This window comes from Lysobacter sp. F60174L2 (assembly GCF_052547135.1).
The window spans coordinates 809864-829470 of record NZ_JBQWRA010000002.1 but is presented as its reverse complement, the minus strand read 5'-3'; the positions used below and the strand labels follow the sequence as shown (position 1 = coordinate 829470).

Annotated in this window: 16 protein-coding genes; 9 read left to right on the top strand and 7 right to left on the bottom strand. The window is 67.9% G+C overall.

Annotation, left to right across the window (positions count from 1 at the left end; genetic code table 11):
- The first annotated feature begins 87 nt into the window (after positions 1-87).
- From greA to ACT9AS_RS08905, 8 genes are all read left to right on the top strand, one after another.
- On the top strand, positions 88-552 hold the full coding sequence (gene greA / locus ACT9AS_RS08940; protein ID WP_445099806.1) for a transcription elongation factor GreA: 465 nt from the start codon (positions 88-90) through the stop codon (positions 550-552).
- Between the two features lie 6 nt (positions 553-558).
- The gene (locus ACT9AS_RS08935; protein ID WP_445099758.1) at positions 559-1512 is read left to right on the top strand and encodes a phosphoglycerate mutase; all 954 of its coding nucleotides are present in this window, start codon (positions 559-561) and stop codon (positions 1510-1512) included.
- Positions 1509-3224 (top strand): single-stranded-DNA-specific exonuclease RecJ, encoded by a 1716-nt coding sequence (gene recJ / locus ACT9AS_RS08930; protein ID WP_445099757.1) that lies wholly within the window; start codon positions 1509-1511, stop codon positions 3222-3224. Before ACT9AS_RS08935 ends, recJ begins: the two co-directional genes overlap by 4 nt.
- 74 nt (positions 3225-3298) lie before the next feature.
- Positions 3299-4234 carry a CheR family methyltransferase gene (locus ACT9AS_RS08925; protein WP_445099756.1) on the top strand — a complete coding sequence of 312 codons (936 nt, stop codon included), beginning with the start codon at positions 3299-3301 and terminating at the stop codon, positions 4232-4234.
- A 158-nt stretch (positions 4235-4392) separates the two neighbouring features.
- Positions 4393-5518, top strand: a protein-coding gene (prfB, locus tag ACT9AS_RS08920; protein WP_445099755.1) for a peptide chain release factor 2 whose coding sequence is annotated in 2 segments (ribosomal slippage) — positions 4393-4467 and positions 4469-5518 — 1125 coding nt in all. Because the reading frame shifts where the segments join, the coding sequence is not laid out codon by codon here.
- 112 nt (positions 5519-5630) lie between these two features.
- A complete protein-coding gene (lysS, locus tag ACT9AS_RS08915; RefSeq protein ID WP_445099805.1) occupies positions 5631-7148 on the top strand; it encodes a lysine--tRNA ligase in 1518 nt (505 codons plus the stop codon).
- A gap of 85 nt (positions 7149-7233) precedes the next feature.
- Positions 7234-8292 (top strand): HD domain-containing phosphohydrolase, encoded by a 1059-nt coding sequence (locus ACT9AS_RS08910; protein WP_445099754.1) that lies wholly within the window; start codon positions 7234-7236, stop codon positions 8290-8292.
- A 3-nt stretch (positions 8293-8295) separates the two neighbouring features.
- Positions 8296-10479, top strand: a complete 2184-nt coding sequence (locus tag ACT9AS_RS08905) for an ATP-binding protein (protein ID WP_445099753.1) — start codon at positions 8296-8298, stop codon at positions 10477-10479.
- Positions 10480-10498: 19 nt separating this feature from the next.
- On the opposite strand, the gene ACT9AS_RS08900 is transcribed toward ACT9AS_RS08905, so the two are convergent.
- Complete coding sequence (locus ACT9AS_RS08900) at positions 10499-11362, bottom strand: crotonase/enoyl-CoA hydratase family protein (protein ID WP_445099752.1); 864 nt, start codon at positions 11360-11362, stop codon at positions 10499-10501.
- A gap of 156 nt (positions 11363-11518) precedes the next feature.
- Positions 11519-13183: a long-chain fatty acid--CoA ligase gene (locus tag ACT9AS_RS08895; protein ID WP_445099751.1), complete on the bottom strand. Its 1665-nt coding sequence runs from the start codon at positions 13181-13183 to the stop codon at positions 11519-11521.
- Between the two features lie 225 nt (positions 13184-13408).
- Between ACT9AS_RS08895 and ACT9AS_RS08890 the strand changes: the two genes are divergently transcribed.
- A complete protein-coding gene (locus ACT9AS_RS08890) occupies positions 13409-13834 on the top strand; it encodes a nuclear transport factor 2 family protein (protein WP_445099750.1) in 426 nt (141 codons plus the stop codon).
- 18 nt (positions 13835-13852) lie between these two features.
- On the opposite strand, the gene ACT9AS_RS08885 is transcribed toward ACT9AS_RS08890, so the two are convergent.
- The 5 genes from ACT9AS_RS08885 to ACT9AS_RS08865 form a co-directional block, all read right to left on the bottom strand.
- The gene (locus tag ACT9AS_RS08885) at positions 13853-14302 is read right to left on the bottom strand and encodes a DMT family transporter (RefSeq protein ID WP_445099749.1); all 450 of its coding nucleotides are present in this window, start codon (positions 14300-14302) and stop codon (positions 13853-13855) included.
- A 160-nt stretch (positions 14303-14462) separates the two neighbouring features.
- Complete coding sequence (gene acnA, locus ACT9AS_RS08880; protein ID WP_445099748.1) at positions 14463-17228, bottom strand: aconitate hydratase AcnA; 2766 nt, start codon at positions 17226-17228, stop codon at positions 14463-14465.
- 115 nt (positions 17229-17343) lie between these two features.
- On the bottom strand, positions 17344-17943 hold the full coding sequence (gene hflD / locus ACT9AS_RS08875; RefSeq protein ID WP_445099804.1) for a high frequency lysogenization protein HflD: 600 nt from the start codon (positions 17941-17943) through the stop codon (positions 17344-17346).
- Between the two features lie 20 nt (positions 17944-17963).
- Positions 17964-19106: a tRNA 2-thiouridine(34) synthase MnmA gene (gene mnmA / locus ACT9AS_RS08870; protein ID WP_445099747.1), complete on the bottom strand. Its 1143-nt coding sequence runs from the start codon at positions 19104-19106 to the stop codon at positions 17964-17966.
- Positions 19103-19582, bottom strand: coding sequence for an NUDIX domain-containing protein (locus ACT9AS_RS08865; protein WP_445099746.1), 480 nt, complete (start codon positions 19580-19582; stop codon positions 19103-19105). The genes mnmA and ACT9AS_RS08865 overlap by 4 nt, the downstream gene beginning before the upstream one ends.
- Positions 19583-19607: the final 25 nt, after the last annotated feature.

Below are 19607 nucleotides of genomic sequence, written 5' to 3'. Positions count from 1 at the left end.
GGATCGAGCACAATCGATCCACAATCTCCCGACTGACAGAACCACCGCCGGCCTGGCCGGCAGCAGGATTCCACCATGCAAGCACCCATCACCAGCAAGGGCGCGCAGCGACTGCGCGCCGAGCTCGACGAGCTCAAGTCCACCAAGCGCCCGGCCGTGATCCACGCGATCGCCGAGGCCCGCGCCCATGGCGACCTCAAGGAGAACGCCGAGTACCACGCCGCCCGCGAACAGCAGGGTTTCATCGAGGGCCGCATCAAGCAGCTCGAAGCCGAGCTGTCGCATGCCCAGGTGATCGACATCTCGTCGCTCAACGCCGGCTCGCGCATCGTGTTCGGCGCCACCGTCGAGCTGGCCGACACCGACACCGACGAGGAGCGCACCTACCAGATCGTTGGCGACCTCGAAGCCGACATCAAGCAGGGCCTGATAGCGATCTCCTCGCCGGTCGCGCGCGCCCTGATCGGCAAGCACGAGGGCGACAGCGTCAGCATCGACGCCCCCGGCGGCACCCGCGAGTACGACATCATCGCCGTCCGCTACGAGGGCTGAGCACCGGTGGGCACGGCCACCCTGCTGCTGCCGCCGCGTGCGCGATTCGGCGGGCAACGCCTGTTGCAACCGACCGCGCAATGGCTCGGCCGGGCCGACCAGGACGATGTCGAAGCCGATCCGCTCCCGCGCGTGTTCGACATCCTGCCGCGCGGCTGGCCGGTTGCCGCGGTAACCCGCCAGCGCGATGCCGGCAACGCGGCCGGCAGCGGCTGGATGCGCGCCGATCCGGTCTATGTCCAGCCCGACATCAATGGCGCGCGCCTGTTGGCCCATGGAGACGCCCTCGGCCTGACCCGCGCCGATACCGATGCGCTGCTGCCGGCACTCAAGCCACTGTTTGGCGATGCCGGCTTCCCGATCGACGCCCCGGTTCCCACGCGCTGGTACCTGCGCCTGCCTGAAGGGGCACGGCTGCCCGTTCTGGCAGATCCTGCACGTGCGCTGGGTGCCGACCTGTTCGAGCACCTGCCGGAAGGCAGCGACGGTCGGCGCTGGAGGGCCTTGCTGAGCGAGGCCCAGATCGTGTTGCACAACCACCCGCACAACCAGCGCCGCGCGGCTGCCGGACTGACCCCGGTCAACTCGCTGTGGTTCTGGGGTGCGGGTCGCATGCCGGACCATGTGCGCACCGGTTTCAGCGAGATACTGGGCGGCGATGACGCGATCCAGGCATTCGCGGGAGCCGCTCACGTCGCAACGGGACCACTGCCCGAACGCTGGCAGCGGGGCGAGGGGCAACGGCTGTTGGACCTGCGCGACATCCGCGACCTGGCCGTGCTCGACCGCGACTGGTTCGCCCCGATGATTGCCGACCTGGGGTCGGGCAAGCTCGACGGCGCCTCGCTCGAGTTCGGCGACGGCCGGCGCTTCCGCCTTGCGCGCGCGCATCGATGGCGCTTCTGGCGCCGTCCGCTGCAGTCGTTTGTCCAGCGTCCGCCGGACAACGAACCGGAATGACGCCGACCACAACACTGCGCCGCCGCGCGCCGGTCAGTTCGGGGCCCTGGCCCGACCACGTTCCGCCACTGCTGCAGCGGATCTATGGTGCCCGGGGTGCCGGATCCATCGAGCTGGCCCAGCCCCGGCTCGCCAACCTGTTGCCTCCCGACAGCCTGCTTGGCCTCGATGCCGCGACACGGCTGCTGGCCGATGCGATCGCCGACGATCGCCACATCGTGGTCGTCGGCGATTTCGACTGCGACGGCGCCACCGCCTGCGCGGTGGGGGTGCGCGGCCTGCGGATGCTCGGCGCCAGGCGAGTGTCGCATGCCGTGCCGAACCGCCTCGTCCACGGTTACGGCTTGTCCCCGGCGCTGGTCGAGGAACTTGCGGGGTTGCAACCGGACCTGCTGGTGACGGTCGATCATGGCATCGCGTGCAACGCCGGCATCGCCGCGGCCAGGGCGCGCGACTGGCAGGTGCTGGTGACCGACCACCATCTGCCAGGCGAGACCCTGCCGCCGGCCGATGCGATCGTCGATCCCAACCAGCCGGGCGATCCGTTCCCCAGCAAGGTACTGGCCGGGGTGGGGGTGATGTTCTATGTCCTGCTCGCCCTGCGTCGACGGTTGCGTGAAGCCGGCGTTTTCGACGGCAACGGCCCGGACCTGTCGCGCCTGCTCGACCTGGTCGCCGTCGGCACGGTGGCGGACCTGGTTCCGCTCGATGCCAACAACCGGGCCCTCGTTTCGGCGGGGCTGCGCCGGCTGCGTGCGGGGGAGGGCAGTGCCGGCCTGGGCGCCCTGATCGAAGTCGCCCAGCGTGACCCGGCCCGGCTTTCCGCCAGCGACATCGGTTTTGCCATCGCGCCACGGTTGAATGCCGCCGGCCGGCTCGAAGACATGGCGCTCGGGATCGAATGCCTGCTGACCGACGATCCAGCACAGGCCCGCGAGATCGCCCATACGTTGAACCGGATCAACGTCGAGCGCCGCGCCATGCAGCAGCAGATGACCGACGAAGCCGAGATGGCTTTTGCCGCGGTGGCGCTCGACGCGGCGACGGCGCCGGTGGCCGTGTGCCTGCACGATCCGTCCTGGCATCCGGGTGTGGTGGGGCTGGTCGCCTCGAAGATGAAGGAACGCCTGCACCGTCCCGTGATCGCGTTCGCACCGGCCGAACCCGGCAGCGATCTCCTGCGCGGATCGGCCCGGTCGATCCCCGGCTTCCACATCCGCGACGCCCTCGCGGCCGTGGACGCCTGCCATCCGGGCCTGCTCGGCAAATACGGCGGCCACGCGATGGCCGCGGGACTGTCGTTGCCGTTACAGGCGCTGCAGGCTTTCGAGCAGGCCTTCCGGGAGTGCGCCGAACGCCTGCTGACCCCGGACCTGCTGCGCGTCGAGATCCTCAGCGATGGCGAGTTGCAGCGCGAAGAGTTCAACCACCGGCACGCCGAGGCCCTGCGCCATGGCGGCCCGTGGGGGCAGGCGTTCCCAGAGCCGCAGTTCGACGGCGAGTTCGAGGTGGCCCGCTGGCGGGTCGTCGGCGAGCGCCATCTGAAGCTGGAACTCGACCACGCCGGGTTGCGCCTGAATGCCATCCATTTCGGCGGCTGGGACGGGCAGCCACCGCCGGCCCGGATCCGCATCGCCTATCGGCTGGAACCCGACGACTATCGCGGCGGCGGCGCCGTGCAACTGGTGGTCGTCCATCGCGAAGGGATCTGAACCGGGCGCGGGTGGCCGCATGCCGCCCTTGGGGCCGTTGCGGGATGCATATGACGATGCAACCGGGGGTCCGCATGAGCAGCAGCATGTTCGCGACGATCTTCGCCCCCTGCGTACGGCCGGTTCGATACATCTGGAGGCGGTTGCCGAACGCCTTCCTGGATACGCGGCTGATGCGCCGGGTCGGCACCTTCGTCTACGACCATTACATCCGCGACACCGAGCGGCAGCAGTCGCATGCCACCTGGTTCATGCGCAACGTGCCGCAGCTGGAAGTGCTGCGGGACCGTCTCTGCCATCTTGAACAGGGCGCCACCGTGCGGCTCGCCTCCGTCGGCTGCAGCACCGGCGTCGAACTGTATTCCGCACTGTGGGTGATCCGCACCGCGCGGCCGGATTTCAACGTGGTCGCGCAGGGCGTGGATATTTCCGCCGAGGTGGTCGAAGTCGCCAGGCGAGGTGTCTACCGGGCCAACGCACCGGCGGTGGCCGGAGGACTGTACGACCTCGGTGGTGGCAATGACGTGGCGACCCAGCTGGCGCCATTCGAGGGGCTGGTCGAACCGTTGCCGGGCGGCGCGGTCCGGGTACAGGACTGGTTGCGCGAGGGGGTGGCCTGGAGCGCCTGCGACGCCACCGACCCGCGCCTGCTCGACCTGCTGGGACCACAGGACGTGGTGCTGGCGCGTAACTTCCTCGGGCCGATGGACGACGTGCTCGCCGAAAAGTGCCTGCGCAACATCGCCCGGCTGGTGGTGCCGCAGGGTTACCTGGTGGTGGACGGGGTCGACCTGGACCTCAAGACACGGGTGGTGAGGGAACTCGATCTGGTACCGATACCGGACCGGATCGAGGAAGTGCATACCGCCGACCCGAGCAAGAAGGGCTGGCCCTGGACCCGGTGGAGCCACGAACCCATGGACCGGAGCCGGCCTGACTGGATCCTGAGGTATTGCACGGTGTTCTACGCGACCGCGAACGCCGCAATCCCCTGGCTGGAACTGCTGTAGCGGCTGCGGCTGGCGGGGGAATGTCGGCGCTACCGCCACTTCCTGGAAGAACGCATCGGAAGAGGAGAATCGGCTGGCGATCCTCCCGCCACCGCGGATGGCACCTGCTAGAATTGCCGGTCAATTTTCCGCCGCAGAATCACGGACAAACCACGGACATGATCGAACTGAATCCCGTCCGCCAGCGCATCGTCGACCTCAAGGGTCGGCTGGATGCGCTGAGGGGGTACCTTTGACTTCGATGCCAAGGTCGAACGTCTCGAAGAAGTAAACCGGGAGCTGGAAAGCCCCGATGTATGGAACGACGCCGATCGCGCCCAGGCACTGGGCCGCGAGCGCGCTTCGCTGGAAAAGGTGCTCAGCATCGGCAGCCTGACGGAAGGCCTGGCCAGCGCCGAGGAGCTGCTTGAGCTGGCCGAGATGGAAAACGATGAGTCGACCGCGCAGGCCGTGGTCGACGATGTCGATGCCACCACGATCGAAGTCGAGAAGCTCGAATTCCAGCGCATGTTCTCCGGCAAGATGGACGGCGCCGCGGCGTTCGTCGACATCCAGGCCGGCGCCGGCGGCACCGAGGCGCAGGACTGGGCCGAGATCCTGCTGCGCATGTACCTGCGCTGGGCCGAGTCGCGCGGCTGGAAGGCCGAACTGATGGAAGTCAGTGGCGGTGAAGTGGCGGGCATCAAGTCGGCCACGGTCCGGGTCGAAGGCGACTTCGCCTACGGCTGGCTCAAGACCGAGACCGGCGTGCACCGGCTGGTGCGCAAGTCGCCGTTCGACTCCGACAACCGCCGCCACACCAGCTTTACCGCGGTGTTCGTGTCGCCGGAAGTCGACGACAACATCGAGATCGACATCAACCCCGCCGACCTGCGCACCGACGTGTACCGCAGTTCCGGCGCCGGTGGCCAGCACGTCAACAAGACCGAGTCGGCGGTGCGTATCACCCACATCCCGACCAACACCGTGGTCGCCTGCCAGACCGGCCGCAGCCAGCACCAGAACCGCGACAATGCGATGAAGATGCTGGCCGCCAAGCTCTATGAGCTGGAGATCCAGAAGCGCAACGCCGAGCGCGATGCGGTCGAGGCGACCAAGTCCGACATCGGCTGGGGCAGCCAGATCCGCAACTACGTGCTCGACCAGTCGCGGATCAAGGACCTGCGCACCGGGGTGGAGCGCAGCGATACGCAGAAGGTGCTGGATGGCGACCTGGACGAGTTCGTCGAGGCGAGCCTGAAATCCGGGCTGGAAGCCGGCGCCAAACGCGCCGACGCCACATAAGCCCTCCGTTGTAGGAGCGACGTAAGTCGCGACCGCACGACGCAAACGGCTTCAGTGACATCGCGACTAACGTCGCTCCTACAAACGCCCCCATTCCATGACCGACTCCACCATGACCGACAACGCCACCCCGACGCCGCCCGACGAAAACAAGCTGATCGCCGAGCGTCGCGCCAAACTGGCGGCGTTGCGCGGGCAGGGCGTGGCGTTCCCGAACGACTTCCGCCGTGGCGACTACGCCGGCGACCTGCAGGCCGAGTACGCCGACGCGGAGCAATGGACCGCCGAGGCGCTCGAGGCCAAGGGCCACCGCGTCGCCGTCGCCGGCCGCCTGCTGCTCAAGCGGGTGATGGGCAAGGCCAGCTTCGTGCAGGTCCAGGACGAGTCCGGCCGGCTGCAGCTGTTCCTGCAGGCCGCCGCGCTCGGCGATACCTACGCCGCGTTCAAGGGCTGGGACGTCGGCGACATCGTCGGCGCCGAGGGCGTGCTGACCCGCACCCGCACCGGCGAACTGTCGGTCAAGGTCGACGCCCTGCGGCTGCTGACCAAGTCGTTGCGGCCGCTGCCGGACAAGTTCCATGGGCTGGCTGACGTCGAGCAGCGTTACCGCCAGCGCTATGTCGACCTGATCGTCTCGCCCGAGGCGCGCGAGGTGTTCGTCAAGCGCAGCAAGATCATCCGGGCGATGCGCGAGTGGCTCGACAGCCGGCGCTTCCTCGAGGTCGAGACGCCGATGATGCACTACATCCCCGGCGGCGCGGTGGCCAAGCCGTTCGCCACCCACCACAACGCGCTCGACCTCGACCTGTACCTGCGCGTCGCACCGGAGCTGTACCTCAAGCGGCTGGTGGTCGGCGGGCTGGAGCGGGTCTACGAGATCAACCGCAACTTCCGCAACGAGGGCGTGTCGACCCGGCACAACCCCGAGTTCACCATGCTCGAGCTGTACGAGGCCTACGCCACCTACAGCGAGGTCATGGACCTGACCGAAGGCGTGATCCGCGACGTCGCGACATCGGTCCTCGGCACCACCCGGGTAGAGTGGGACGGCCAGTCGATCGACCTCGGCCCGGCGTTCCGGCGCTGGTCGATGAGCGACGCGGTGCTCGAACACAACCCCGAGATCAGTCGCGACGACCTGCGCGATGTCGAGAAGATGCGCGCCCACTGCGCCCGCCTCGGCGTCCCGACCAAGCCCTCGCAGGGCTGGGGCAAGCTGCTGCTGGAGATCTTCGAGAAGACCGTCGAGCACACCCTGGTGCAGCCGACCTTCATCACCGAGCATCCGGTCGAGGTCAGCCCGCTGGCCCGCGCCAACGACGCCGACCCCGGCATGACCGACCGCTTCGAGCTGTTCGTCGGCGGCAAGGAGCTGGCCAACGGTTTCTCCGAGCTCAACGACCCCGAAGACCAGGCCGCGCGCTTCAAGGCCCAGGTCGACGCGAAGGAGGGGGGCGACGATGAGGCGATGCACTTCGACGCCGACTACATCCGCGCCCTGGAGGTCGGCCTGCCGCCGACCGGCGGGCTCGGCGTCGGCATCGACCGGCTGGTGATGCTGCTGACCGGCTCCTCGTCGATCCGCGACGTGCTGCTGTTCCCCTACATGCGGCCAGAGCATAACGCCTGACGCATTCCGCCCTGTCGGATCCGGGGCGCTGGGGGTATTCTCGGGGCGACAGTCGTCGGGGGGAGGCACCCATGGGCAGGCCGTTGTGAACGTTGTCATCGTCGATGACCAGACCTCTGCGCGCACGATGCTGCGGCACATCATCGAGGACATCGGCCCGGGCCTGGCGGTGCACGACTTCGGCGAGCCGGATGCCGCGCTGGGCTGGTGCCACGAAAACCTGCCGGACCTGCTGCTGCTGGACTACCGCATGCCGGGCATGGACGGGCTGGAGTTCGCCCGCCGCTTCCGGCGCGTTCCGTTGCACAGCGACATTCCGATCGTGCTGGTGACCGTGGTCGGCGACGAGCCGATCCGGCAGGCGGCGCTCGATGCCGGAGTGATCGATTTCCTCGTCAAGCCGGTGCGTCCCCGCGAGCTGCGCGCCCGCTGCCGCAACCTGTTGCAATTGCGACAGCAGTCCGAAGGCGTCAAGCAGCGCGCTCTTTCGCTTGAACAGCGCCTGCTGTCGAACATGCACGAGCTGGAGGAGCGCGAGCGCGAGACCCTGTCGCGCCTGGCCCGTGCGATTGAGTACCGCGATACCGGCACCAGCGTCTACCTGGAACGCATGGCGCACCTGGCCGGCATGATCGCCGAGCACCTCGGCCTGCCCGAGGAGGAAGTGCGCACGATCGAACTGGCCGCGCCGCTGCACGACATCGGCAAGATCGCCATACCCGACGCGGTGCTGCTGAAACCCGGTCCGCTGGACGAGGCGGAAACCGCCGTCATGCGCCGCCATCCGCGCATCGGCCACGAACTGCTCAGCGGCAGCCGGAACCGGTTCATCCAGGCCGGCGCCATCATCGCGTTGCGTCACCACGAGCGTTTCGACGGCAGCGGCTATCCCAACGGACTGGTGGGCGAGGAGATCCCGCTCGAAGCGCGGATCGTCGCCGTGGCCGATGTCTTCGATGCGCTGATCTCGGTCCGGCCGTACAAACCCGCGTGGACCATCGATGCGGCGCTTGCGTACCTTTACGCGCAGCGCGGTCGCCTGTTCGACCCCGCATGCGTCGATGTGCTGATACGCAACCGGGCGCAGTTGGAAGAAGTCTGTGGCCGTTATGCAGGAGCAGCCGCCCGTCCGGGCACGGAGTAGGCAATGACACGATCCCTGTCATGGATGAAGGAGCGGTTGTCGCGGCGCGAGGACAGCGAGCACGGGCAGGCGTTGATCCGCATCGCCGTGTTGCTGGTCGTGCTGGCCTACCTGCTGGTCCGCGGCGCCGGTGGAACGCTGGATGTCGCGGCCTATTCCGATGTCCTCGCGCTGGTGTTCACCGGGCTGGTGGTCGGCGCCGCGTTGATCGGCTGGATTCTCGTCGATCCACGGAAGTCGCATGTTCGCCGCTGCATCGGGATGCTCGCGGACTACGGCCTGATGACCGTCGCGATGATCCGCATGGGCGAGCCGCTGGGCTGGGTCTACGTGATCCTGATGTGGGTGACCGTCGGCAACGGCCTGCGGTACGGCAACCGCTATCTCATCGCCGCGGTCGTCGCGGCGTTCCTGGGCTTCGGCGCGGTGATCGCCGGCAACGACTACTGGTGGCTGGACAACCGGAGCCTGGGCATCGGGCTGCTGCTCGGGCTGGTGGCCGTGCCGCTTTACCTGTCCGGGCTGCTGCGCGACCTGACCCGCGCCACCCGCGAGGCCCGCCGCGCGAGCGAGGCCAAGAGCCGGTTCCTGGCCAACATGAGCCACGAGTTCCGCACCCCGCTCAACGGCCTGGCCGGCATGTCCGAGCTGCTGTCGACCACCGAGCTCGACAGCGAGCAGCGCGAGTGCCTCGACACCATCCAGGCGTCCACCCGCAGCCTGTTGTCGCTGGTCGAGGACGTGCTGGACATCTCCGCGATCGAGGCGGGCAAGGTCAAGCTCAGGTTCATCGCATTCGACGTGCGCGAGCTGGTCGAAGGCATCGGCCTGATCCTCCAGCCACAGGCGCGGGCCAAGCAGTTGCGTTACGTGGCGACCGTGGCCCCCGACGTGCCGGATGCGGTATGCGGTGACGACGTGCACCTGCGCCAGGTGCTGGTCAACATGGCGGGCAATGCGATCAAGTTCACCGACCATGGCTCGGTCCGCTTCGATGTCGAAGTGGTAGAGCAGGGCGGCGACCGGGTGAGGCTGCGGTTCACCGTGACCGATACCGGTATCGGCGTGCCGATGGCGATCCGCAACCGCCTGTTCGAGGCGTTCGAACAGGCCGATGTCAGCCTGGGGCGTCGTTACGGCGGAACCGGGCTGGGGACCACCATCGCCAAGGGACTGGCCGAGGCGATGGGCGGCAGCATCGGGTTCGAGAGCACCGAGCAGCGCGGCAGCCGGTTCTGGGTGGAAGTGCCCTTCGACCGGGTGGCGGCGGCGCCGGCCGCTTCCGATGCGGGCGTGCCGGAGCGCGCTGGCCGGGTCGATCCGGTCGCTGAAAGCCCCGAGAACGTCATCGCATTCTCCGACCCGTTCCTGCGGCACCGCGCGAGGGTCAGGAGCCTGCAGGTCCTCGTTGCCGACGACCATGCCGCCAACCGGATGGTATTGCAGCGGCTCCTGCAGAAGGCCGGCCATCGCGTCACCTGCGTGACGGACGGCGAGGGCGTGCTGGCGGCGCTCGATGTCTCCGACTACGACGTCGTGATCGCCGACCTGCACATGCCGCGGCTCAGCGGGCTGGACCTGCTGAAGGAATTGCGCGTGATGGAGGCCGGGGGCGGGCGCCGCACGCCGGTGCTGGTGCTCAGCGCCGACGTGACGCCGGAGTCGATCCAGGCGTGCGAGCAGGCGGGCGCACGTGCCTTCATGGCCAAGCCGGTCTCGATCAAGCGGATGCTCGACACCCTGGCCGAGATCGCGCTGAACGTCCGCGTGGGTGAACCCGCCGCGCCCCGCGAGCCGGTCGCGACCGTGCGGGTCGATGGCGTGTTCGACGCGGGTGTGCTGGATGAGCTTGCCGCCCTGGGCATGGGTGACAACTTCGAACGCGAATTCATCACCCAGTGTCTCGCCGATGCCGAGTCGTGCATTGCCGGGTTCGCGGCGGCCGGCGAATCGGGTGACTGGGATCTTCTGCGCGATCAGGCGCATGCGCTGAAAGGCGTGGCGAGCAACCTGGGGCTGGTCAAGCTTGCGTCCGCGAGCAGCGAGGTCATGGGCCTGGCCGACTGGCAACTGGTCAACGAGTGGCGCAGGCGCCTGGGCAATCTCGGCGACGGACTGGCCCAGGGCAGGATGGCGCTCGACGCACGCGATCGTGCGAAGAATGCACGTGGCGAGCGCTCCCCCTGAACGTACGAGCCGGCAGCCGTCAACCGGCAGCCTCTGCCATCGAACGCCGCGCCTGCGCCTTGACGATCCGGTCCATCGTCCGCAGCGATCGCTCATCCAGCGCCAGCGCCGTATCCACCCAGACTTCGGTGATCCCCAGCAGTTCGTCGTAGCCCACCGGCTGCGATATCCCGCGGACCGCATTGAGCGCCAGGTGGGCGTGCGGGGCGCGCTGCTGTCGGCGGATCAGGTCCTGCACCGCCGCCGTTCCGCGCCCCTTCGGAACCAGGATGTCGACCACGCCCAACCGGTGCAGTTCGTCGCTGCTGTAGATGCGGCCTTCGAGGATGATCCTCTCCGCCAGCTGCGGTGACACGCGCTTGCACAGGAACGAGTACGCGCCCATGCCCGGGAACAGCCCGAACAGGACTTCCGGCAAGCCCATGTCGACGCCTTCCTCGGCCACGATCGTGTGGCACGACAGGGCGAGTTCCAGCCCGCCGCCCAGCGCGTCGCCCTGCACCAGTGCGATCGTGCGGACGTCGCCGCCCAGGCCGGTGTGGAAATGGTGGACGCCCTCGACGCAGCGCCGCGCATAGTCGAGCAGGCGCTCGCGATTGCCGTCCCGGATCAGTTGCGAGAACAGCGCAAGGTCGCCCCCCAGGTTGAACGCGGAGGCATCGGACGCGAGCACGACGTGGCGCAACTTGCCTGGGGCGCGCTGGCCTTCGCGCCGGGTGATCGACGACAGGTAGCTCCACATGTCGTGCATCAGTTCGGTTCGGAAGCAAGGCCGGTCGTGGTCGGCATGCATGTACAACCAGTGCGCGTCGCCGCCGGCATCGGCTTCGATGCGCAGTGTCGGGTAGGGACGGACGCGATGAAGCTTCTCGATCAAACTCATGGTGCGGTCCTCTGAGGTGGCCGCCCGCATGCGTGGGTGGGCGCGAGCGGCGTGATGAAGCCCACGTTTTCGATGCTACACCTGAACCGTGCCACAACAGGAAAGCCCCTCCGGAGAGGGGCTTTCGGGACAATCACAGCTCGCGAGGGGGGCTGATCAGTCGCGCAACTCGCGACGCAGGATCTTGCCCACGTTGGTCTTGGGCAGTTCGTCGCGGAACTCGACGTGGTGCGGCCGCTTGTAACCGGTCAGGTTGGCGCGCGAATGCTGCAGCACCTGTTCGGCGGTCAGCGACGGGTCCTTCTTGACGATCACCACCTTGACCGCCTCGCCGGACTTCTCGTCGGGAACGCCGACCGCGGCGACTTCCAGCACGCCGGGCATCATCGCGACCACGTCCTCGATCTCGTTCGGATACACGTTGAAGCCCGAGACCAGGATCATGTCCTTCTTGCGGTCGACGATATAGAAGAAACCCTTTTCGTCCATCTTCGCCATGTCGCCGGTATGCAGCCAGCCATCGCCATCCAGCACTTCGGCGGTTTCCGTCGGGCGCTGCCAGTAACCCTTCATGACCTGCGGGCCGCGGATGCACAGCTCGCCGACTTCGCCCACCGGAACGTCGTTGCCATCCTCGTCCTTCAGGCAGGCATCGGTCGACGGGATCGGCAGGCCGATCGAGCCGTTGTACTCGGCCAGGTCCATCGGGTTGATGCAGGCCGCCGGCGACGTCTCGGTCAGGCCATAGGCCTCGACCAGGGTGCAGCCGGTGGCTTTCTTCCAGCGCTCGGCCACGGCGCGCTGGACCGCCATGCCGCCGCCGAGGGTGAGGTGCAGGCCGGAGAAGTCTATGTCCTCGAAACCGGGCGTGTTCAACAGGCCGTTGAACAGGGTGTTGACGCCGGTGATCGCGGTGAATTTCGTCTTCTTCAGTTCCTTGACGAAGCCGGGCATGTCGCGTGGATTGGTGATCAGGTGGTTGAGGCCGCCGAACTTCATGAACACCAGTCCGTTCGCCGTCAGCGCGAAGATATGGTAGAGCGGCAGGGCGGTGATGATGGTCTCTTCACCGTACTTCACGTTGGTGCCGATCCACGCCGCCGCCTGCTGCATGTTGGCGACCAGGTTGCGGTGGGTCAGCATCGCGCCCTTGGCCACGCCGGTGGTGCCGCCGGTGTACTGCAGGAACGCGATGTCGTCGGGCCGGGTGTCGATTTCCGGCAGCGTGTGCTTGCCGCCCAGCGCGAGGGTCTGCTTGAACCGCACCGCGCCGGCAATGGCGTAGTCGGGAACCATCTTCTTGACGTGCCTGAGCACGAAATTGACGATCGCGCCCTTCGGGAACGGCAGCATGTCGCCCAGGCCGGTGGTGATCACCGTGCGGACCCGGGTGTCGGCGAGGACCTGCTGGACGGTATCGCCGAAGTTGTCGAGCACCAGCACCGCAACCGCGCCGGAGTCGACCAGCTGGTGGCGGAGTTCGCGCGCGGTGTACATCGGATTGGTGTTGACCACGGTCAACCCGGCCCGGAGGATCCCGAACGTGGCGATCGGGTACTGCAGGCAGTTGGGCATCATGATCGCGACGCGATCGCCGCGCTTCAGGCCAAGCTCGCCCAGCAGGTAGGCGGCGAACTGGCTGCTGAGGGTGTCTATCTCGCCGTAGGTCAGGGTCTTGCCGAGGTTCGCAAAGGCGGGACGGTCGCGGTACTTGTCGATCGCGGTTTCCAGCACCGCGACGATCGACGGAAATTCATCGACATCGATCTGCGCGGGGACCCCGGCCGGATACTGATCAAGCCACGGACGTTCGACACTCATCGCGATCCCCTTGGATTCTGTTTCTGATCTGGCGCGTCTGATCTGGCGCGTTCTGATCTGGCGTGCAACGCCCGCCATATCAAACCGCATCCGATTCGTAGGCGTACGGTGTTCCAATGATTGGAGCATAGGGGGCGGGGGCTGGCAAGGCGGATTGCGAGGCCGGGCTTGTGCCACGATGCATCCCTTGGATGCGCACGGAAAAGACTCGCTGTGAACCGCATTATGCGATGGATATTGGTGCTCGCCGCGAGCGGGCTGCTGCTGGCCGGCTGTGCGAAGACTCCGCCGGAACAGGCCTTGCGGGAAACCATGCAGCAACTCCGTGGCGCCGTGGAACGACGCGACGCGTCGGCGGTGGAGGATCATCTGGCCGAAGACTTCGTGGGTCCCGGCGGGATGGACCGCGACGGCGCCAAACGGCTGGCCGCGCTGGCCTTCCTGCGCCATCGCGATGTCGGGGTGACCATCGGCCCGATCGACGCTTCGGTGACGCAGGACCATGCGACGGTCAGCTTCACCGCGGTCCTGACCGGAGGCTCCGGCCGGGCATTGCCGGAAGCGGCGCGACTCTACGACGTGGAAACGGGCTGGCGGCTGGAGGACGCCGACTGGCACCTGACCAGTGCGCGCTGGACGCCGCGACTGTAGACAGTCCGGCTGGAGAGGCTAGTGTTTCCACGGCTGGACCACCAGCAATACGCCACCCAGTATCAGCAGCACGCCGGCAATCCGCATCGGACTGGCCGGCTGCGGCGCATGCAGAACGCCGAAGTGGTCAAGCAGCACCGCACCCGTCAGCTGGCCCAGCACGGTCAGCGATATGAGCGCCGAAGCGCCGAGCCGTGGAACGGTAAGCGTCGCGATGGCGACATAGGCCGCGCCGATGAGGCCGCCGGTCCATGCCCAGGCCGGAAGGCGTGCCAGTTGGTCGACGCTGGGCCACGCTGGGCGCATCGCCACCAGCAACAGGACCAGGCTGATGGTGCCGACCAGGAACGAAACCGTCGCGGCGAATACCGCCCCCGCAGTGGCCTGGCCGAGACGCGCATTGACCAGTGCCTGCAGCGGCAATACAGCGCCGACCGCAACGACCAGCAGGAATATCAGGTATTTCATGGCGACGACCGATGGCACGCGGTTGGATGCGTCGCGAGAGTCTGACACGACGCCGGCGGTCGGGATGGCGCAAAGAAAAACGGGCGACCGAAGCCGCCCGTTCCGTTTCCGTTAGCCATTCCGTTGGGCAACCGCCGGCAACCGGCGTCGCCGTGCGGGATCAGGCGGCTTTCTTCGCCGCCAGCTGGCGCAGCACGTAGTGCAGGATGCCGCCGTGACGGAAGTACTCGACTTCCTTCGGGGTCAGCAACAACACCTTGACCTGGAAGGTCGTCTCGCTGCCATCCGCCTTGCGGGCCACCACGGTGGCGCGCTTGGCCTTGCCATCGTCCAGGCCGGTCACCTCGATGGTCTCGGAACCGTCCAGACCGTGGGTCTTGACGCTCTCGCCGTCGAGGAACTGCAGCGGCAGCACGCCCATGCCGACCAGGTTGGAGCGGTGGATGCGTTCGAAGCTCTCCGCCACGACCGCCTTGACGCCCAGCAGGATGGTGCCCTTGGCCGCCCAGTCGCGCGACGAACCGGTGCCGTATTCCTTGCCGGCGAACACCACCAGCGGGGTGCCTTCGGCCTTGTACTTCATCGCCGCGTCGTAGATCGACATGCGCTCGCCGGCGCCGCCGTCCTTCGCGTAGTACAGCGTGTTGCCGCCTTCCTCGCCGCCCATCATCAGGTTCTTGATGCGGATGTTGGCGAAGGTGCCGCGGACCATCACGTCGTCGTTGCCGCGACGCGAACCGTAGCTGTTGAAGTCGGCCGGCTGCACGCCGCGCGACTGCAGGAACTGGCCCGCCGGCGAGTCCTTCTTGATGTTGCCGGCCGGCGAGATGTGGTCGGTGGTGATCGAGTCGCCGAACAGGCCCATCACGCGGGCACCGTGGATGTCGTCGATGCTGCCGACCGCCATCGTCATGCCGTCGAAGTACGGCGGGTTCTTGATGTAGGTCGAGGCCTCGTCCCAGGCGAACGACTCGCCGGTCGGCGAGGCGATCTGGTTCCAGCGGCTGTCGCCCTTGAACACGTCGGCGTAGTTCTGCGCGAACAGCTCCGGGCCGACGGTGGCGGCGATGACGTCGCCGATTTCCTTGTTGCTCGGCCAGATGTCGCGCAGGTAGACGTCGTTGCCGTCGCGGTCCTTGCCCAGCGGCTCGGTGGTCAGGTCGATGTCGACCGTGCCGGCGATCGCGTAGGCGACCACCAGCGGCGGCGAGGCGAGGTAGTTCATCTTCACTTCAGAGTGCACGCGGCCCTCGAAGTTGCGGTTGCCCGACAGCACCGACGCGACCGCCAGGTCGTTCTCGGCGATGCCCCTCGACACCGCCTCCGGCAGCGGGCCGGAGTTGCCGATGCAGGTGGTGCAGCCGTAGCCGACGACGTAGAAGCCGAGCTTCTCCAGATCGGTCAGCACCCCGGCCTTCTCGAGGTAGTCGGTGACCACGCGCGAACCGGGGCCGAGCGACGGCTTCACCCACGGCGCCGAGGTCAGGCCCTTGGCGGCGGCGTTGCGCGCCAGCAGGCCGGCGCCGAGCATCACCGCCGGGTTGGAGGTGTTGGTGCAGGACGTGATCGCGGCGATCACCACCGAGCCGTCGCGCAGCTCGACGTCCTGGTCCTGGATGTTGATCTTCGAGCAGACCGGCGGCGCCGCCAGTCGATCGGCCTGCGGCTGGCCGCCGCCTTCCTTCTCGAAGCGCTGGATCTGGCGGTCGGTCGGCTCGCGGTGGGCGACCAGCGGCACGACGCTCTGGCGGAAGTTGGCCTGCATGTCGGACAGCAGCACGCGGTCCTGCGGGCGCTTGGGCCCGGCCAGCGACGGCTTGATGTCGCCCATGTCGAGCCGCAGCGTCGCGGAATAGGTCGCCGGGGCCTGGCCGGGCTCATGCCACATGCCCTGGGCCTTGGCGTAGGCCTCGACCAGCGCGACCTGCTCGTCGCTGCGGCCGGACAGGCGCAGGTAGCGGACCGCCTCGGCATCGACCGGGAAGATGCCGCAGGTCGCGCCGTACTCGGGCGCCATGTTGGCGATGGTCGCGCGGTCGGCCAGCGGCAGGTGCTGCAGGCCGTCGCCGAAGAACTCGACGAACTTGCCGACCACGCCGTGCTTGCGCAGCATCTCGGTGACGGTGAGCACCAGGTCGGTCGCGGTGGCGCCTTCCGGCAGCTTGCCGGTCAGCTCGAAGCCGACGACCTGCGGGATCAGCATCGACGACGGCTGGCCCAGCATCGCGGCCTCGGCCTCGATGCCACCCACGCCCCAGCCGAGCACGCCGATGCCGTTGATCATTGTGGTGTGGCTGTCGGTGCCGAACACGGTGTCGGGGAACGCCAGCAGGGTGCCATCGACGTCGCGCTCCATGACCACGCGGGCGAGGTTCTCCAGGTTCACCTGGTGGACGATGCCGGTGTTGGGCGGCACCACCTTGAAGTTCTCCAGCGCGGTCTGGCCCCAGCGCAGGAAGCTGTAGCGCTCCAGGTTGCGCTCGAACTCGATCTTGCCGTTGATGTCCAGCGCGTCCGGGCGGCCGAACACGTCGACCTGCACGGAGTGGTCGATGACCAGTTCCGACGGGATCAGCGGGTTGATCTGGTTGGCATTGCCGCCGAGCTTGCTGACGGCGTCGCGCATCGCGGCCAGGTCGACCACGCAGGGCACGCCGGTGAAGTCCTGCAGCACCACGCGCGCCGGCATGAAGGCGATTTCGGTGTCCGGCTCCGCCTTCGCGTCCCATTGCGCGACCGCTTCGATGTGGTCCTTGCCGACCGTGATGCCGCCGTCCTCATGGCGCAGCAGGTTTTCCAGCAGGATCTTCATCGAGTAGGGCAGTTTGCCCAGGTCGAAGCGCTTGCCCAGGAGCGGCAGGCTGAAATAGGTGTAGGACTTGCCGTTGACGTCGAGTTGCGCGCGGGTGGCGAAGGAGTCGGCCATTGGGAGCTCCGTGGCTAATGCAGCAGGGGAGGAATGACGGAGCAGGTGGAAAAACACCGCTACCGAGCCCCGTAATTATGCCGCAAACCCCATTAAATTGCCGCTACGACGGCTATCAGCGCAGTTGCGACTCCACCGCGGCGGCCATGTCGCGACGGCGCAGCAGGAAATCCCACAGGCTGCCGCCGAGCTGGCGCCACAGCACCGCCGAGCGCACGGCGGCCAGCAGTACCGCGCGCACCTCGGCCACGACCGCGGGCTGTCCGAGGTAATGCGGGTTGCCCTGGACCAGCACCCGCGGGCGCAGGTGGCTGAGGGTTTCGGCATACAGGCTGCCGAGCGCCGCGAGCACGTCCGGGTGGGTGCTGCCGTTCTGCCCGGCGGCATCGGACTGCGCGCGGATGCCTCGTTGCACCTTGTGGGCCATGTCGTCGTCCTGCACGAACCGGCGCTCCAGTTGCATCACCGCCAGCGCGAGGCGCGGCAGTTGCTCGTCCCGTGGCTGGCCGCCGAAGTAGTCGCGCAGCAGCATCAGGCCCGGACGCAGGTTCTCCCGACCGCCATAGACCGTCGCCGCGGTGTCGGCATCGATCCGGAAGATCGAGTCCAGCGACGTGGCCAGCACGCTTTCGTTGGCTTGGCCGGTATCGGCGATCCGGCGCACCTGGGCCAGGGCCTGGGCGAGGCCGGCCAGCGCCAGTACGCGCTCGGACATCGGGTGGGTGGGGCGGTCACTCATGCGGTCTGGGCCTTCAGGCGTTGTTCGAGTGGAGCGTCGGTGGCGGCGATGACGGCGCCGCCGAGGCAGGTGTCGTCGTCGTACAGCACCACGGACTGTCCGGGGGTCACTGCACGTTGGGGGCGGTCGAAGCGGACTTCCAGCGTACCGTCGTCGCCGACCATGACCTCGCAGGCTTCGTCGGCCTGGCGGTAGCGGGTCTGCGCCGTGCACGTGAATCGCGCGGCGGGTGGGGATCCGGCGATCCAGTGCGCGGTCTCCGACCGGAGCGTGCGCGATTGCAGCCACGGGTTGTCGTGGCCCTGGTCGACGTACAGCACGTTGCCGGCGACGTCCTTGCCGACCACGTACCACGGCGCCGGCTCGAAGCCGCGGACGCCGCCGATGTTGAGGCCCTCGCGCTGGCCGATCGTGTAATAGAACACGCCGGAATGGGTCCCGATGCGTTGTCCGGCAGGCGTGCGCATCTCGCCCTCGCGCGCGGGCAGGTAGCGGCCGAGGAACTCGCGGAAGTCGCGCTCGCCGATGAAGCAGATCCCTGTCGAATCCTTTTTCGCGGCGGTCGGCAAACCGGTCTCGCGGGCGATCCGGCGCACGTCGGGCTTGGCCAGTTCGCCCAGCGGGAAGCGGGTCGCGGCCAACTGGGCCTGGCCGAGCTGGTGCAGGAAGTAGCTCTGGTCCTTGTCGCGGTCGACCGCGCGCAGCAGGCGGTGGCGGCTGCCGTCGCTGCCGTCGCTGGCGACGCGGGCGTAATGGCCGGTGGCGATGAACTCCGCGCCGAGCTCGTGGGCGGCGTCGAGGAAGTGCCTGAACTTGATCTCGCGGTTGCACAGCACGTCCGGGTTGGGCGTGCGGCCGGCGGCGTACTCGGCGAGGAAATGCTCGAACACGCCACTCCAGTACTCGCCGGAGAAGTCGCGGAAGTGGATCGGGATACCGAGCCGTCCCGACACCGCCACCGCGTCCCGACGGTCGTCCTCGGCGCGGCAATCGCCACTTCCATCATCGGCCCAGTTCTGCATGAACAAGCCGGCGATCGGTTCGCCGGCATCGCGCAGCAGCAGCGCGGCGACCGACGAGTCGACCCCGCCGGACATGCCGACGATGGTCCGGGCGGGCAGGGCGGCGCGATCGGTCATGCCAGTTGCTGCATCAGGTCCAGCGGATGGCGGCGGCCGGCCAGGCAGTCGGCGACCACCTGCCATACCAGCGGACTGCGGTGCCGTGCCTGCTGCTCCTGCAGTTCGGCCGGGGTCAGCCACAGCGCCTGCACGATGCCGGTGTCCAGCGGCCGGGCGGGATCGTTGCTGACCGGTTCGGCGGCGAACGCGAAGCGCAGGTAATGACGCCCGTCGCTGCCATCGGCACGAGGCGGCGCCTTCCACTGGTAGGCGCCGACGAAAGCGGTCAGGCGCACGTCCCAACCGGTTTCCTCGCGGGTTTCGCGCAGGGCGGCGTCGAGCAGGCTCTCGTCCGGCTCCAGGTGTCCGGCCGGCTGGTTCAGCACCAGTCGGCCGCCGGCGGTCTCCTCGACCATCAGCAGGCGGCCGTCGCGCACCACCACCGTGGCGACGGTCACGTCCGGTTGCCAGAAACGGCCTTCGCGATAGCTCAAGGGACATCCAGGTGGGGGCAGGTTG

What these genes read in the sequence shown, in the direction of transcription:
- ACT9AS_RS08895 (WP_445099751.1), bottom strand. Translation starts at nt 13,183, where the DNA reads ATGAGTGTCGAACGTCCGTGGCTTGATCAGTATCCGGCCGGGGTCCCC.
- ACT9AS_RS08885 (WP_445099749.1), bottom strand. Translation starts at nt 14,302, where the DNA reads ATGAAATACCTGATATTCCTGCTGGTCGTTGCGGTCGGCGCTGTATTG.
- ACT9AS_RS08900 (WP_445099752.1), bottom strand. Translation starts at nt 11,362, where the DNA reads ATGAGTTTGATCGAGAAGCTTCATCGCGTCCGTCCCTACCCGACACTG.
- lysS (WP_445099805.1), top strand. Translation starts at nt 5,631, where the DNA reads ATGACCGACAACGCCACCCCGACGCCGCCCGACGAAAACAAGCTGATC.
- mnmA (WP_445099747.1), bottom strand. Translation starts at nt 19,106, where the DNA reads ATGACCGATCGCGCCGCCCTGCCCGCCCGGACCATCGTCGGCATGTCC.
- ACT9AS_RS08925 (WP_445099756.1), top strand. Translation starts at nt 3,299, where the DNA reads ATGAGCAGCAGCATGTTCGCGACGATCTTCGCCCCCTGCGTACGGCCG.
- hflD (WP_445099804.1), bottom strand. Translation starts at nt 17,943, where the DNA reads ATGTCCGAGCGCGTACTGGCGCTGGCCGGCCTCGCCCAGGCCCTGGCC.
- acnA (WP_445099748.1), bottom strand. Translation starts at nt 17,228, where the DNA reads ATGGCCGACTCCTTCGCCACCCGCGCGCAACTCGACGTCAACGGCAAG.
- ACT9AS_RS08890 (WP_445099750.1), top strand. Translation starts at nt 13,409, where the DNA reads ATGCGATGGATATTGGTGCTCGCCGCGAGCGGGCTGCTGCTGGCCGGC.
- ACT9AS_RS08905 (WP_445099753.1), top strand. Translation starts at nt 8,296, where the DNA reads ATGACACGATCCCTGTCATGGATGAAGGAGCGGTTGTCGCGGCGCGAG.
- recJ (WP_445099757.1), top strand. Translation starts at nt 1,509, where the DNA reads ATGACGCCGACCACAACACTGCGCCGCCGCGCGCCGGTCAGTTCGGGG.